Source organism: Mariniphaga sediminis (assembly GCF_003573545.1).
GTDB lineage: Bacteria > Bacteroidota > Bacteroidia > Bacteroidales > Prolixibacteraceae > Mariniphaga > Mariniphaga sediminis.
Genome location: NZ_QWET01000005.1, coordinates 265,874 through 281,038, shown reverse-complemented (window position 1 = coordinate 281,038; position 15,165 = coordinate 265,874). Strand labels below are relative to the sequence as shown.

The 15,165-nt window shown below is 41.9% G+C and carries 13 protein-coding genes; 8 read left to right on the top strand and 5 right to left on the bottom strand.

Annotated elements, in window-relative coordinates:
• Positions 1-27: 27 nt before the first annotated feature.
• On the bottom strand, positions 28-1,155 hold the full coding sequence (gene tgt, locus D1164_RS08735; RefSeq protein ID WP_119349659.1) for a tRNA guanosine(34) transglycosylase Tgt: 1,128 nt from the start codon (positions 1,153-1,155) through the stop codon (positions 28-30).
• A gap of 176 nt (positions 1,156-1,331) precedes the next feature.
• Here tgt and D1164_RS08730 point away from each other — a divergent pair, with 176 nt between their 5' ends.
• The 3 genes from D1164_RS08730 to rsmG are packed head-to-tail and all read left to right on the top strand — an operon-like array spanning position 1,332 to position 3,704.
• Positions 1,332-2,483 carry a glycosyltransferase family 2 protein gene (locus D1164_RS08730; RefSeq protein ID WP_119349575.1) on the top strand — a complete coding sequence of 384 codons (1,152 nt, stop codon included), beginning with the start codon at positions 1,332-1,334 and terminating at the stop codon, positions 2,481-2,483.
• Positions 2,465-3,076, top strand: coding sequence for an RNA polymerase sigma factor (locus D1164_RS08725; protein ID WP_119349574.1), 612 nt, complete (start codon positions 2,465-2,467; stop codon positions 3,074-3,076). The genes D1164_RS08730 and D1164_RS08725 overlap by 19 nt, the downstream gene beginning before the upstream one ends.
• 7 nt (positions 3,077-3,083) lie before the next feature.
• Positions 3,084-3,704: a 16S rRNA (guanine(527)-N(7))-methyltransferase RsmG gene (gene rsmG / locus D1164_RS08720; protein WP_119349573.1), complete on the top strand. Its 621-nt coding sequence runs from the start codon at positions 3,084-3,086 to the stop codon at positions 3,702-3,704.
• A 2-nt stretch (positions 3,705-3,706) separates the two neighbouring features.
• Here the strand turns inward: rsmG and D1164_RS08715 are convergent, their stop codons facing one another.
• The gene (locus D1164_RS08715) at positions 3,707-4,762 is read right to left on the bottom strand and encodes a 6-phosphofructokinase (protein ID WP_119349572.1); all 1,056 of its coding nucleotides are present in this window, start codon (positions 4,760-4,762) and stop codon (positions 3,707-3,709) included.
• A gap of 219 nt (positions 4,763-4,981) precedes the next feature.
• Here D1164_RS08715 and D1164_RS08710 point away from each other — a divergent pair, with 219 nt between their 5' ends.
• The 3 genes from D1164_RS08710 to D1164_RS08700 all read left to right on the top strand — a co-directional run bounded on the left by D1164_RS08710 (position 4,982) and on the right by D1164_RS08700 (position 9,484).
• Positions 4,982-5,776: a 3-keto-disaccharide hydrolase gene (locus D1164_RS08710; RefSeq protein ID WP_119349571.1), complete on the top strand. Its 795-nt coding sequence runs from the start codon at positions 4,982-4,984 to the stop codon at positions 5,774-5,776.
• Positions 5,777-5,932: 156 nt separating this feature from the next.
• A complete protein-coding gene (locus tag D1164_RS08705) occupies positions 5,933-8,335 on the top strand; it encodes a TonB-dependent receptor (RefSeq protein WP_119349570.1) in 2,403 nt (800 codons plus the stop codon).
• Between the two features lie 3 nt (positions 8,336-8,338).
• A complete protein-coding gene (locus D1164_RS08700; RefSeq protein ID WP_119349569.1) occupies positions 8,339-9,484 on the top strand; it encodes a DUF4249 domain-containing protein in 1,146 nt (381 codons plus the stop codon).
• Positions 9,485-9,487: 3 nt separating this feature from the next.
• Here D1164_RS08700 and gldB read toward each other — a convergent pair whose 3' ends face one another.
• On the bottom strand, positions 9,488-10,501 hold the full coding sequence (gene gldB / locus D1164_RS08695; protein WP_119349568.1) for a gliding motility lipoprotein GldB: 1,014 nt from the start codon (positions 10,499-10,501) through the stop codon (positions 9,488-9,490).
• 109 nt (positions 10,502-10,610) lie between these two features.
• Between gldB and D1164_RS08690 the strand changes: the two genes are divergently transcribed.
• Both D1164_RS08690 and D1164_RS08685 read left to right on the top strand, forming a co-directional pair.
• Positions 10,611-12,254 (top strand): NAD+ synthase, encoded by a 1,644-nt coding sequence (locus D1164_RS08690; RefSeq protein ID WP_119349567.1) that lies wholly within the window; start codon positions 10,611-10,613, stop codon positions 12,252-12,254.
• Positions 12,255-12,275: 21 nt separating this feature from the next.
• A complete protein-coding gene (locus D1164_RS08685; RefSeq protein ID WP_119349566.1) occupies positions 12,276-12,848 on the top strand; it encodes an RNA polymerase sigma-70 factor in 573 nt (190 codons plus the stop codon).
• 47 nt (positions 12,849-12,895) lie between these two features.
• Here D1164_RS08685 and D1164_RS08680 read toward each other — a convergent pair whose 3' ends face one another.
• Both D1164_RS08680 and fbaA read right to left on the bottom strand, forming a co-directional pair.
• Entirely contained in the window at positions 12,896-13,801 is a 906-nt protein-coding gene (locus D1164_RS08680) for a DMT family transporter (RefSeq protein WP_119349565.1), read from the bottom strand.
• A gap of 156 nt (positions 13,802-13,957) precedes the next feature.
• A complete protein-coding gene (fbaA, locus tag D1164_RS08675) occupies positions 13,958-15,037 on the bottom strand; it encodes a class II fructose-bisphosphate aldolase (protein ID WP_119349564.1) in 1,080 nt (359 codons plus the stop codon).
• Positions 15,038-15,165: the final 128 nt, after the last annotated feature.

The following is a 15,165-nucleotide window of genomic DNA, read 5'->3' as shown; positions in this document are numbered from 1 at the left end:
TTTTTTTTATGACCTGATTCATCCCTTTTACAATCTGATTTTTAACTGTTCTACCATGTTGCTTTTCCAGCTTTTAAAATTCCCTTCTGTTATTTTTTGCCGGGCAGTCCTGACCAGCCACAAATAAAAAGCCAGGTTATGCTGACTGGCAATTTGGGCTCCCAGCATTTCATTGGAAATAATCAGGTGCCGGAGATACGCCTTCGAATACCTGTCGACAAAGGAGGCGCCGTTCTCGTCAATAGGAGAATGATCGTTCGCCCATTTTTTGTTCCGGATATTGATTATTCCTTCCGATGTGAATAGCATACCATTGCGTCCGTTACGCGTAGGCATCACACAATCAAGCATATCCACTCCCCTGTCAATCGATTCCAGGATATTTACAGGATTACCCACTCCCATCAGGTAGCGGGGCTTGTTTTCGGGCAGTTCGGCGTTCACCACTTCGGTCATTTCGTACATCACCTCTTCCGGCTCACCTACCGACAAACCTCCAATGGCGTAGCCGTCGGCATCAAACGTTTTAACATGTATCGCCGCTTGTTTGCGTAGTTCAGGATATGTATTCCCCTGCACAATAGGAAAAAGTGTTTGCGGATAGCCGTATTTTGGTTCTGTTTTATCAAACTGTGCAAAACAGCGATCCAACCACCGTTGCGTTAGCTCAAGAGACTTACGGGCATAATCAAAATCGGCATCTCCCGGCGTACATTCGTCAAATGCCATAATAATGTCGGCACCAATAGAGCGCTGGATATCAACAACCTTCTCCGGAGAAAAAAGATGATACGAACCATCAATATGAGACTGAAACCGGGCACCATCTTCTGTAATTTTACGGATATCACCGAGTGAAAACACCTGGTAACCACCACTATCAGTTAAAATGGGGCCGTCCCAGCTATTAAACTTATGCAGCCCTCCCGCTGCCTCAAGAACCGAAACCCCGGGCCTCAGATACAGATGATACGTATTTCCAAGAATAATCTGTGCTCCTATATCTTCTTTCAGGTCGCGGGCATGTATTCCCTTCACCGATCCGGTAGTACCCACCGGCATAAAAATCGGCGTTTCAATCTGCCCGTGCCCGGTCGAAATAATTCCTGCCCGTGCCCGGGATCCACTCTCTGTTGCTGTCAGTTTAAATTCCATTGCCCGCTTTTTCAGGGCGCAAATATAGCCATTAAACTTGAAATGAAAGGAAATCAAATGTCAGTCAACCTGTTAATAAATTCTAATTTGAAGCCGTGTTCTTTTATGGCCGAAAATTTTGAAATTGAGTCGAATGTTTCCATTTTTGGCGCATATTTGTCCTTTAAATCGTTTTCATGCTGAAATCTATCCAAGAAGCTATGGCCCACCTCCAAACAATGGAATGGGCGCTATTGTCCCTTTTTATTTTAATTTTCCTTCTCCGGACAATTTATCTTATTCTGTTTACGGGAAAAGTGGCTTTTTTAAAAATACAACCCGGAGGACAGCAGTCACCTCTGTCACTGATTTTACCTGTTAGAAACGAAGAGGAGAACCTGCGGAAAAATCTATCCCGTGTATTAGCAATAGATAACACAGAATTTGAAGTAATGGCAGTAGATGATTTCTCACAAGATAATTCTCTTCCATTTCTTACTGCGCTGAAAGAACAGGATAGTAGAATAGGGGTTTCAGCCCTGAGTCAGGAAACACGCTACTCAGAGAAAATGGCCCGGAATATTGCATTAAAAGCATCGCGTTACAATTGGGTAATGGTTATCCCTCCATCGGCAACAGGCTTTAGTCCTTCCTGGCTGGCCGATATTGCAGCCCGGTTAGACGATAACAGTGAAGTTGTGGTAAATTACTCAAATGCAAAAGCAAACGGTACTTTTTTCAACCTGCTGTTTCGGGTTGAATCGTTTTTTCAGCAAATTAAAAGTTACGAATTTACACTGAACGGGTTACCTTTTGTTGTTTCTGAAGAAAATGTAGCTTTCCAAAAACAAAAGTATTTTGAGGCAGGCGGATATCACGGAAAAATAACAGAACCTTTTGCCAACCTTGAGCTTGTAATCAACTCCTTTATCCGGAAATCTGCAACCCGCCTGCTTTTATCAAACAAAACCATTGTTCAAAAAGATGAAAACTCATCTAAAAACCGGTTTAAAGAATTATTGGTAAAAGAACTAAGATTAAAGAAAAACCTTTCATTTATCAAAAGATTCTGGTTAACTTTTCTCAACTGGCTTAATCTCTTGCTTCTCCCAGTATCTGCATGCACACTCTTCTTTTTACCATTTCTTTTACCTGTGATTATCACTTCTTTAGTGGTTTACACCCTCGGATACGCGCTTATCATAAAAAAAATACTTTCTCGTTTGGATGAACGTAAATTATTCTTACCTTCGTTATTGTTTGCTTTGCTTTTACCTTATTTAAAGCTGTTTTTCCGCACAAGTTATTCCGATTACGGAAGAGAAAAAAGATGGAAGGGGAAAAAATAAATTTATCAGAAAAGGCCCGTCTGGACTACGAATTAGTACAAAAAGCTCTGATGGGTGATGAAAAAGCTTTTACCCGGCTTCTTTCACGTTATAAGGATGCCATCTATTTTATGTTACTTAAAATGGTGAACAACCGCAACGATGCCGAAGACCTGACCCTTGAAGCTTTTGGCAAAGCATTTAAAAACCTGCACCAATATTCTCCTACTTACGCCTTTAGTACCTGGTTGTTTAAAATCGCATCAAACAATTGTATCGACTTTTTACGACGAAAAAAAGGAACTTACGTTGCCATTGAAAACAACGGTGATTCGGGAGACAACAGTGAGGCAGTGAAGTTAAAATCCAAAGAACCCAATCCCGAAGAAAAACTTATCCGACAGCAAAAAGCCATTCTCCTGCACCGGATTGTGAGACGGTTGAAACCCCGGTATCGCACATTAGTGGAATTGAGATACTTCCGTGAATTCTCCTATGAAGAAATTGCCAAAGAGCTCGACATCCCACTCGGCACAGTAAAAGCCCAACTTTTCAGGGCGCGCGAAATGCTGTTCAAATTGATTGAAAATACTGAAATGAGAAAAGAAGACTGACCGGAAGATGGAGATAATTCAAAAATATTTTCCGGGGCTGACTCCGGAACAAACAGCACAATTCAAACAAATGATGCCGGCTTATGCCGAATGGAACGCCAAAATAAACGTGATCTCACGAAAAGATATTGAAGCGTTGCACGAACGGCATGTTCTGCACTCCCTAAGCATCGCCAAATTTATCCGTTTCAGGCCCGGCACTAAAATTCTGGACGTGGGAACCGGCGGTGGATTTCCTGGCATTCCGCTGGCCGTTCTTTTTCCGGAAACTCGATTTCACCTGATTGATTCCATCGGGAAAAAGATAAAGGTGGTAAATGCCGTAGCCGAGAGCCTTGGCCTAAAAAATGTGACTTCGGACCAAATTCGTGCGGAGCAGTTAAAAGAAAAATATGATTTTGTGGTAAGCCGGGCTGTTACCCGCCTTCCCGAGTTTGTGGGATGGGTGCAAAAAAATATTTCGCCGAAACAACAAAATACAGTTCCAAATGGCGTGATCTATTTAAAAGGAGGTAACTTGGCTGAAGAAATAAAGCCCTTCCGGAAAAAAGCCTATATCCAAAACCTATCTGAATATTTTGAGGAGGAATTTTATCAAACCAAAAAGCTGGTGTATCTGTCGCTATAGTTTTACAGGTATTCATCCCCAAAAGAAACCCCCATCTTGCGGGCCTTTTGGATAAGAGGATCATCGGTGTCCACCAGCCGCAGCTTCCCTCCCACTTCACTGAGCGGAACTGTTGTCAGTTCGTTCTGTCTCATAGCCACCATTGTACCAAAACACCCTTCGGCAATACACTGGGCTGCAAAAGCACCGTAACGTGTAGCCAGAATACGATCCATAGGAGTTGGGCTTCCACCACGCTGAATATACCCCAACACCGTTTTCCTCGTTTCAATCTCTGTGTACGTTTCAATGGCCTCAGCAATATGAGACGCCGCCGACCTGTTTTTAGGGTGGTCAATTCCTTCTGCCACTACCACAATAGAATAGGGTTTCTTCTCCTCATAACGCTTTTCGATTTTTTTACACACCGACCGGATGTTGTAAGGCAATTCAGGCAACAGGATAATGTCTCCTCCACCTGCCATTCCGGAATATAATGCCAGCCAACCGGCATGGTGCCCCATTACCTCAATAATCATTACCCGTTGGTGCGAGTTGGCTGTGGTATGAAGCCGGTCGATTGCGTCGGTGGCTATTTGCACTGCCGACTCAAATCCAAAAGTAACGTCCGTTCCCCACACGTCATTGTCAATGGTTTTAGGAATACCGATTACATTCAGGCCTTCTTTTGCCAGCATGTGGGCGGTTTTCATGGTTCCGTTACCGCCAATACAAACTACGCAATCCAGTTCAAGGTCAGTATAAGTCTGCTTAATCATTTCAGGCTTATCCGTTTTTTCCGCCTCGCTGGATCCATTCTTTACAATTTTATAGGGTTTCTCACGGGAGGTACCGAGGATGGTGCCCCCTACTGTTAATATCCCTGAAAGCTGGGATTCCTTCAATACAATATAATCTTTATTGATCAACCCAAGATAACCGGCATTAAAACCATACACCTCCATGCCATACTCAACAATAGCGGTTTTCCCCACTCCCCTGATGGCAGCATTCAAACCGGGGCAATCCCCGCCTGCTGTTAAAATTCCTATTCTCCTGGGTTTGGCTGATTTGTCCATAGAATTTTGAATTATTTAAATCCTTCCATTCGGAAAGAAATTCATTTCCGAAATTACAAAAGAATATCCAGAAAACTTCCTTTTGCCGGGAGCAATTCCTCAATGTCTGTCATAAATTAAGGATTTTTTTAAATGTTTGGCATGTCGCAATTTTCAACTATTTTTGTATAAAGAAGATTCAAAATAATTATTATTTAACCAACTACTAAAAGAAAAAAAATGAAAAAAATTCTTTCGTTCCTTTTCGCAGGTGCCTTGATTTTTGGGATTTCATGTACCGGTGGCCAGAAAAAATCGGCACAAGAAACTACCGAAGAAAAGTCGGCCACAGTGGAAGAAATCGGTCCTAACGAATTATCCCAGCAAGAAAAAGAGGAAGGCTGGACATTACTATTTAATGGCCAAACCAGCGAAGGCTGGCTTGGAGTAAACAAAAGTCATTTCCCGGCCGGATGGGAAGTGGCAGAAGGAACATTGCATTGTAAAGGTTCCGGAATGGGGGAAGCAGGTTCTGAAGATGGAGGTGACATTCTTTACAACAAAGAGTTCTCGAATTTTCATCTGAAAATTGACTGGAAAATAGGTGAAGGCGGAAATTCAGGGATTTTCTATCTTGGACAGCAAGTGGAAGACTGGCCAATCTGGAAAACAGCGCCCGAGTTTCAGGTTCTGGATAATGATAAACATCCCGATGCCCTGCTCGGAAAAGATGGCAACCGCAAGGCAGCCTCTCTGTACGATCTGATTCCAGCCGACCCACAAAATACGAAACCGGCCGGAGAATGGAATTCTGCTGAAATCCTGGTTTACAACGGAACAGTGGTTCATAAACAAAATGGTGAAACAGTTCTGGAATACCACCTTTGGACAGACGACTGGAATGAACTGGTTGCCGGCTCCAAATTTCCGGGATTAAATCCTGACTGGGCAAATGTGGCAAAATCGGGTTACATTGCGTTGCAGGATCACGGCGACGACGTGTGGTATCGGAATATTAAAATCAGGGAATTGTAAAAAATTCAATCATATTTTTGGAAATGGGGTATCTCTTTAAGATTTACCCCATTTTATTTTTCTTAACCTTTCTAAAACTTTTTTAAAGACTTTTTCTCTTAGGTTTGCATAAAATAAATTAATCCAAAAACTCAATTTGTTAATATTCCAAATCGAATGCAAAAACTAATTATTATCAGCCTCATTTCATTTATTGGTTTTTATGCAAACGCGCAAACTCATACCATAAGTGGCTATGTCAGGGACAAGAACACCGGAGAGAGTTTGATAAATGCCAATGTTTATGAAAAAGAAACCATGAAAGGTACAATTACCAATGAATATGGTTTTTTTAGCCTCACCCTCGATTCCGGTAAAAATCATCTTGTCTTTTCTTATGTTGGTTACACCAAAATAGAATCTGAATTGATTTTGACCCGTGACACAAATCTTGTGATTGAACTGGAACAGATGACTGCGCTGGGGGAAGTAAAAATTTATGGAACCGAAGCATCAAAAGTAACTCGCACCCAAATGAGTATGGTGGAAATCCCGACTGCTACGCTATCGAAAGTTCCGCTTTTACTTGGTGAACCCGATGTACTGAAAGTGATTCAGCTACTTCCGGGTGTGCAGTCAGGAACCGAAGGCACAAGCGGTATTTATGTTCGTGGTGGCGGCCCCGATCAAAACCTGTTTTTGCTCGATGGCGTTCCTGTTTACAATGCCAATCATCTTTTTGGTTTTTTCTCTGTTTTTAATCCCGCTGCGGTTAAAACAGTTAAGCTGTATAAAGGAGGGTTTCCGGCCCGGTTTGGCGGGAGACTTTCTTCGGTAATTGATATTCGAATGAAAGAGGGAAACATGAAAGAGCTGAAAGGTGAATTTTCCATTGGTCTGATTTCGTCCCGGTTTTCGCTGGAAGGCCCCATTGTAAAAGACAAAACATCTTTTATTGTTTCCGGAAGAAGAACTTACCTTGATTTGCTGGCACGCCCGATTATCGGGATCGTCAACCGCTCAACCGACGGATACGATTACAAAGGGGGCTATTATTTTTATGATTTGAATGCCAAAATAAACCATATCTTTTCAGACAAAAGCAGGCTCTACTTTTCGTCGTACCTGGGCCTTGACAAGGCTTATACCATTGAAGAAGGATATTTTGTTGAAGATCATATCCGCTACAACGACAAATTTGAATCGGGACTCAAATGGGGAAATGTGACCAATGCCTTAAGGTGGAATTATGTCTATAACCAGAAACTTTTCAGCAATGTTACGCTTACGTACAGCAAGTACAATTTTAATGTGGGGAGCGAATCACTTAAACTAAATACCCGTGACAATAAAAAAATAGAAGACATTTTTGATTACGATTCCGGAATTGAGGATTTTGCCGCCCGCATTGACTTTGATTATTTTCCCTCGGCACGCCATTCCGTAAAATTTGGAGTCGGTAATATTTACCACACTTTTACTCCCGGTGTGAATCACTTCAAATTTGTTGATGAAGAAGATGTTGTGGCTCCGCGAGACACCACATTTGGGAATAATGACGTGGCGGCCAATGAAATCAGGATTTTCGGAGAGGATATTTTTGATATTTCAAAAAAAATCCAGGTAAATATTGGAGCACATTTTTCTCTTTTTACAGTGCAGGGCAGAAATTACACCTCCTTTGAGCCCCGTGCTTCACTCCGTTTTCTGGGATCCGAAAACTGGTCGGTAAAAGCATCGTATGCCAAAATGAGCCAGTATATTCATTTGCTTTCCACATCAACCATAAGCCTGCCTACCGATTTGTGGCTACCCGTTACCAAAAAAGTTGAACCGCAAATTTCGCATCAGGTAGCGCTGGGGGCATTTTATAAATTACCCAAAGGTTTTGATTTATCTGCCGAACTGTTTTACAAAACCATGGACAACCTGATTGAATACAAAGAAGGCGCCTCATTTACCGGAATTGGCGAGGGTTGGGAATCAAAAATTGAAACGGGCAAAGGTTGGTCTTACGGACTGGAACTACTACTTGAAAAAAACGTTGGAAAAACCACGGGGTGGCTGGGTTACACCTGGTCGAAAGCTGACCGGCAATTTGAAAACCTGAATTTTGGAAAAATTTTCCCGGCGAAATATGACCGCCGGCACGACATTAGTTTTGTACTGACACATCAATTTTCGGAGAACGTAGATGTGGGAATAACCTGGGTTTTTGGTACAGGAAACGCCACTACCCTGGGACAGCAAAAATATTCGTCCAACAATGTGAATATCTCCAGATGGGGAGGAAATACAATCGAATATTATGGGGGAAGGAACAATTACCGGATGCCTTCCTACCACCGGCTGGACTTGGGAGTGAACTTTCACCGGCAAAAAAAATGGGGCATTCGCACCTGGTCAGTCGGTGTGTACAATGCATACAACCGACAAAATCCATTTTATCTGTTCTGGGGGCACAATACAACTTCCGGATACAATGAAGACGGCATGTATTACGAAGAGTCCAAACCTGCATTAAAACAATTGAGTTTATTTCCTCTAATTCCATCCATTTCATACACCTTTAAATTCTGAAAGATGAGAACCATTATTAAAATAATATCCCTGCTATTTTTGCCGGTATTCTTCTTTTCCTGCGAAAAAACCATCGAGTTTAAAGAGAAGTATGTTCAGCCTAAAATTGTTGTGAATGCGATAATCCGTCCGGGTAGTCATTTTATTATAAAGATAGAATCCAGCAGGCATATTTTGGATGAATCAACTTATTTTGAGTCATTAACCGGGGCTAAAGTATTGCTTTATGAAAATGGAGAGTTCGTATCGGAACTGGACTATATCGGCCGGATAGATACCGCCTATCGCTACCTCGCTTATGGTGTGGAGAAAAAAGTACCTTTTGAAAACGGATATTATCGGGACACCAGCCGGGTTGCCAAAGCTGGCTCCACCTACCGGTTGGAAGTTTCAAAGGAAGGTTTTGAACCTGTGTGGTGTGAAACTACCGTTCCGGAACCGGTTCAACTGGGAGATTTTACGTGTGAAATGGAAAAGGAACTTCATGACTACTATGATGACTATTACCTTCTAAACATGAACCTGGAAATTCTGGATGATAGAAGCGAAGACAACTTTTACCGGTTAATGGTTTATAAATACAGGGGAACAGAGCTTGATACAAGACGAAAAGGGGGTTACTACAGCCCATATGGTGGTCATAGTTATTATAGTTCCAGCGATTCGGATTCCATTGTACCGACAGATACTATTGTTTATGAATTAGAATACAGAAATGATGTTTTCTCAAACGATCCGGCATTAACCCTCTATGGAAACTCCGAAATTCTTGAAACAGATGAATCAACCGTAGAGTTATTTACCGATGAACTTTTGAATCGTGACGTGTATAATCTCTCCTTTTGGGGGCAGACCTATCGAAATATAAATTATGAATATGGCGAATACCTGGACGTAATAGCAGTGGTTGAAACGCTGTCAAAAGAATTTTTCCTCTTTAACCGGTCACTCGAGCAGCATGATTTGGCTCAGGACAATCCGTTTGCCGAGCCAGTTCCTGTCTATTCCAACGTGAAAGGAGGGCTGGGAATTTTCGGTTCTGTATCCATGAAAGGTATTGGTCATCTTTTTGGAGAGTATCCTTTGGAAGACAAAACGTATATCGACATAGCAACTTACCAGCAACTATATCAACCTTACTCTTACTAAATACTATTCAGGATAATAACCGGAGTCATTTAAAATTTGCTGGTAGTTGGTATTTTTCATTAACTCCGCCATTGTCACTTCCTCATGCTTTTTCATGTACTGACGTACAATCTGCCAGCCAATCCAGGTCCCGGTACGCGCCGGCGATTCAGTAGGAAAGCCGGTAGTGTATGGTCCGTCGTTGATAAAGCGTAAAATATCCATCCGTTTGGTTGAGTACAACATTTTTTGTTCGACCAGAAAATTCCACATTTGTGGTTCGTTGTTCCGGCACCATTGCAATTGTCCGGCTGTGTAGCCAATTTTCAGCGAATCGTGCATTTCGGGTAGAAGGGCGTCAGCAAAGTACATCAGTTTCCCCTGGTGCACAATGTTATCGAGCACTGACGTAGCCTTTCCCTGATCGTTAAACTCCGTCAACCCCCAGGCATAAACCACATCTGAAACCAATTTTTGTGGGTGCATGTTTTTTATTTTGTATAATGGCACATTCCTGAGCTGCCTGTAATATCCGCAATCCTCCCCCAAATATTTATCGAGGCCGATCCCAATAATATTTTCGGCAGTCACTACCGACTGGTTAAAACCGGAAATCATGGTAAATATGGTTGGAAGGTCTTTATCCGGAAAATGATATCTGTAATACTTAAAAGCCGTAATTAAATGCTCTTCCGTTTCATCAAAGTCTGCAAATTTTTCGTCTGCCAACGATTTCACATTTACAATTAGGGTATCGGTAAAAAAATCTCCCATAATCTCCGGGAAATGTTCCTCTTCAATTCCGCCCACTCCAATAACTTTCCAGGTGAACAGATCAAAAAATTCAGGATATTCATTCCTCAATTGTTTTAATTCGGAAAGTGTATCCTGCATGGGCAATGCAAAAAGCTCCTTCTCAAAACGTACAATCGTAACTTCTTCTTTAATTTCGGAAATGTCCACTTTCAGCGGGTTTCTGCTACAGGAGAAAAAGGTGATAATTGTTATTAGTATCAAAAAGTATGTTTTCTTGTTCATTTCATTTATTTATCAATTCAATACGTGCCGCAATAAATTTTATTGCGAAATTGCCCCAAAAATAAGACATTTGCACTTTAAACTTTCACATAAACATTAAACACTGACTATGAAAGTTGCACTGGCACAGTTAAACTACATCATCGGTGATTTTGAAGGAAATGCCGCAAAGATTATCGGAAGTATCGAAAAAGCAAAAAATGCAGGAGCTGATTTGGTTATCTTCTCAGAGTTGTCCGTAACAGGATACTACCCGCACGATTTACTGGAAAAGAAAGAATTTATACACAAGGCGGAAGAAACGGTAAAAAAAATTGCAGCATCCTGTCGGGGAATTGCGGCAGTTGTGGGTGCTCCGCGCATCAATAAAAACGAACGGGGCAAAACACTCTTCAACTCGGCATTTTTTCTTACAGATGGTAAAATACATTCGGCACATAATAAAACGCTGCTGCCCACCTACGACATTTTTGATGAATACCGCCACTTTGAACCCAACCGCGATTTCGGAGTTGTGGAGTACAAAGGAAAGCGTATTGCCATTACAATATGTGAGGATTTGTGGGACGAACAGCCCACGGCCAACGAATTTGGCAAAAATAAGCTCTACCAGGTTTCTCCTATGGAAGAGCTTGCAAAATTTCAGCCGGACTTTGTTGTAAACATTTCAGCCTCCCCTTTTTCTTACAACCAAAAAAACTGGCGGAAAGATGTGCTGGCTACCAAAGCCCAAAAGTACAAGCTCCCCATTTTTTACGTAAATCAGACAGGGGCGCAAACCGAATTAATTTTTGACGGAGGTTCGGTTTTTATTGACGAGCAAGGTGAAACTGTAAAAGAAATGAAATATTTCGAAGAAGACTTTCTGGTTCTTGATACCCGGAATATAGGAGAAAAAAGTCTTCAGCGGGAGACCGACCACATTGAAAAGATTCATGATGCCCTGGTTTTGGGTATTCGCGATTACTTTAGGAAAATGGGTTTCAGACAGGCTACGTTGGGACTCTCCGGAGGAATTGACTCAGCAATTACCGCCGCCCTTGCGGTTCAGGCATTGGGGGCAGAAAATGTAAGGGGATTGCTGATGCCTTCCAAGTATTCATCGGACCACAGCGTGGAAGATGCCCGTCAGCTGGCAGAAAACCTGGGCATTCGCTCCGACATCATAAAAATTCATAACGTAGTAGATGCCTTTGAAAAAGAGCTGGCCCCCCTTTTTAATGGTACACCTCCCGGAATTGCAGAGGAAAATATCCAGGCACGGGCAAGGGGCATTTACCTGATGGCCCTTTCCAATAAATTTGGTCACATTCTTCTGAATACCACAAATAAAAGCGAATGTGCCGTCGGATACGGTACCTTGTATGGCGATATGAACGGTGGGTTGGCCGTGTTGGGAGATGTTTATAAAAGCGATGTATTTTCGATGGCACGATTTATAAACCGAAACCGGGAAATCATTCCTGAAAATACCATTATCAAACCCCCTTCTGCTGAACTCAGGCCCGATCAGAAAGATACCGATTCGCTACCCGATTATGCTATCCTTGATGAGATTCTGTTCAGCTTTATTGAACAAAACCTGTCGCCCCGCGAAATAGCAGCCAAAGGCTTCGACCCCCAGATGGTTGAGAAGGTAATCCGGATGGTGAACACCAACGAATACAAGCGGTTTCAGGCAGCTCCTATTCTTCGTGTCAGCTCCAAGGCATTTGGATTCGGAAGAAAAATGCCGTTGGTAGCGAGGTACTGAAATATTTTCTACTTTTACGCAATGTCTGTCATCAAGGGGATAGAGGAAGAATTTTTGATACAGCGTCTCATTAACGGCGACCAAACGGCCTTTGAGTTGCTTTTCCGGTTTTATTATCCCGGCTTGGTAACCTATGCTTCGCAAATAGTTCTAAATCCAGTTGAAGCCGAAGAAATCGTTCAGAATTTTTTTGTACAATTATGGCAGGGACGCAAAGGAATCAAAAAATCAAAATCACTCAAAAGTTATTTTTTTACGGCTGTTAAAAACCAAGCCATTAACTATCTCAAAAAGGAAAAAATCAGCTCAAAAGTCCGGGAAGAAATCCGGAATATGACCGAAAACGATCTGCTTTACGATCCCGACTTACTCGTTGTTTCCGAGCTGCAAACGCGCATAAAAAAAGCTTTCAACAAACTTCCTCCCCGAACCAACGAGATTTTTACCCTCAGCCGTTTCAAAGGTTTCTCTAACGAACAAATTGCAAAAAAACTAAACCTCTCGAAACGTACGGTGGAAACACAGATTTCAAATGCACTTAAAATATTGCGGGAAGAGTTAAAAGACTATCTTTTTTTGATGATGCTGTTTTGAATGCCTGGCATACTCTCATTCTTACCGCATTCTGAAAACACTTTCCGTCAGGAAGTACGCCGGATAAAAATTTTTCCTTTTCCCAGAGTCATCAGCACCACACCACCTATGGTAACAAATCCGCCAATAACCTGATGTGTGAGAGGGAAAGTACCGAAAAACAGGTAAGCGCCCAGCAGCACAAAAATACCTTTCAGGCTTTGTACTATAGACGATCGGGAAGCCTCAAGGTAGCTAAATGAATAATAGACCGAAAGGATTGCCAGAAAAGGCCCCAATAACGCACCGATGGCAATGTTTTTCAGCGCGGAAACAGGAATTTCCAACGACTGACGGTAAACAAAAAACATAACAATGGAAAAAGCCAGCAGCCAGGCTGAACGATTGAGTCCCAGCAATTCGGGACTCATCTTTTTTACATGTACTTTTACAACCAGCGAGGCAACAGTAGCAAAAAAGGCATTTAACAAAACGATGCCCGTACCGGGAATAAAAAGTTTCGACAACGAAGTTTCACCGGTATAGCTGATAATAAAAGTCCCGCTAAAAGCCAAAACAGCTCCTGCTGTCTCGAAAGGGCTAAATTTTTCCCCGAGAATAAAAACGCCACCCATAGCCAGCATTACAGGAAACATATTTCCCAAAAACGAAGTAACGGCAGGATCCGGAATGGTATGAATCGATAAAAAAAATGCAGTAGTGGTAAGAATTTCGAGTAATCCGAGCGTAATTAGAATTATTATCTGCCTTTTTGTAAGAAACTTTACTTGCGACAGCTTCCTTTTGTATAGGGTATAAAGCAGGATTAACAGGGTACTAACAGAGAACCAGTAAATTCCAAACTGTGCCAGATGAACCTCGTTGAGCGCTGCCTTACTGAAAATATAAACATTTGAAAAAGCAATGGTGGCAACCAATGCAAAAGAATAACCTTTAACTGTATCTGACTTCATGTAGTCTATTCAAAATACGACAACAAATGTATAAAAATTTAATTCCAAAATACGGGAGAATAGAATAGCCATGCCAACGGAAAACATGCCGTAAGTCGCAAAAAAAACGCCCCTGGAAACCAGAGACGTTCATTTTATCACTTATATCTTTTTACCTTAAATACTGTTTACTGCATTTAAGTCCTCAAATGCTTTTTGCAAACGGGCAATCATTGCCTCTTCTCCTTTACGCAACCAAACCCTCGGATCGTAAAATTTCTTGTTTGGCTTGTCATCCCCTTCCGGATTTCCGATTTGCGCCTGCAGATAATCATGCTTTTCAGCTTCATATTTTCTTATGCCATCCCAGAAAGCCCATTGGGTATCGGTATCGATATTCATTTTAATCACACCATATCCAATAGCTTCTTTGATTTCTTCTTCTGAAGAACCGGAACCTCCGTGAAATACGAAGTCAACCGGGAAGTCATCACTAAAGTTGTGTTTCTTTTTAATATATTCCTGTGAGTTTTTCAGGATAACGGGTTGAAGCTTCACATTCCCTGGTTTATAAACACCATGTACGTTACCAAATGAAGCGGCAATAGTGAAATTAGGGCTCACTTTGCTCAACTCTTCGTAAGCATAACAAACTTCTTCGGGCTGAGTATAAAGTTTAGAGCTGTCAACATCAGTATTGTCAACACCGTCTTCTTCTCCACCGGTAATTCCCAGTTCAATCTCAAGTGTCATTCCTATTTTACTCATCCGCTCAAGATATTTTTTACATATCTCGATGTTCTCCTCAAGCGACTCTTCCGAAAGGTCGAGCATGTGAGAGCTGAACAACGGTTTACCTGTTTCTTCAAAATGTTTTTCACCGGCGTCGAGAAGTCCGTCAATCCAGGGCAACAGTTTTTTTGCTGCATGGTCGGTATGAAGAACAACCCTTACACCATAGGCTTCCGCCAGGGTGTGTATATGTTTTGCACCGGCAATACCACCCAGTACAGCAGCTTGCAGTCCGTCCAGCTTCAAGCCTTTGCCTGCGTTAAAAGCGGCTCCACCGTTAGAAAATTGAATGATTACCGGGGCATTGGCTGCCTTCGCTGATTCCATAACAGCATTGACAGAAGACGACCCAACCACATTTACTGCAGGAAGAGCAAATTTATTTTTCTGGGCTACCTTAAAAATATATTGCAAGTCGGAACCCGTTACAACACCCGGCTTAACAACATCAACTATCCTTTCCATAATTGTTCTTTTTAATATATTGATTTGATAACGATTACATGTTATGCACAAATTTACAACTTTGAAGATGTGTCCTACAAAAACCAGATGTTAATGAAGACTAAATTCTTCATTTTTTAATATTGGGT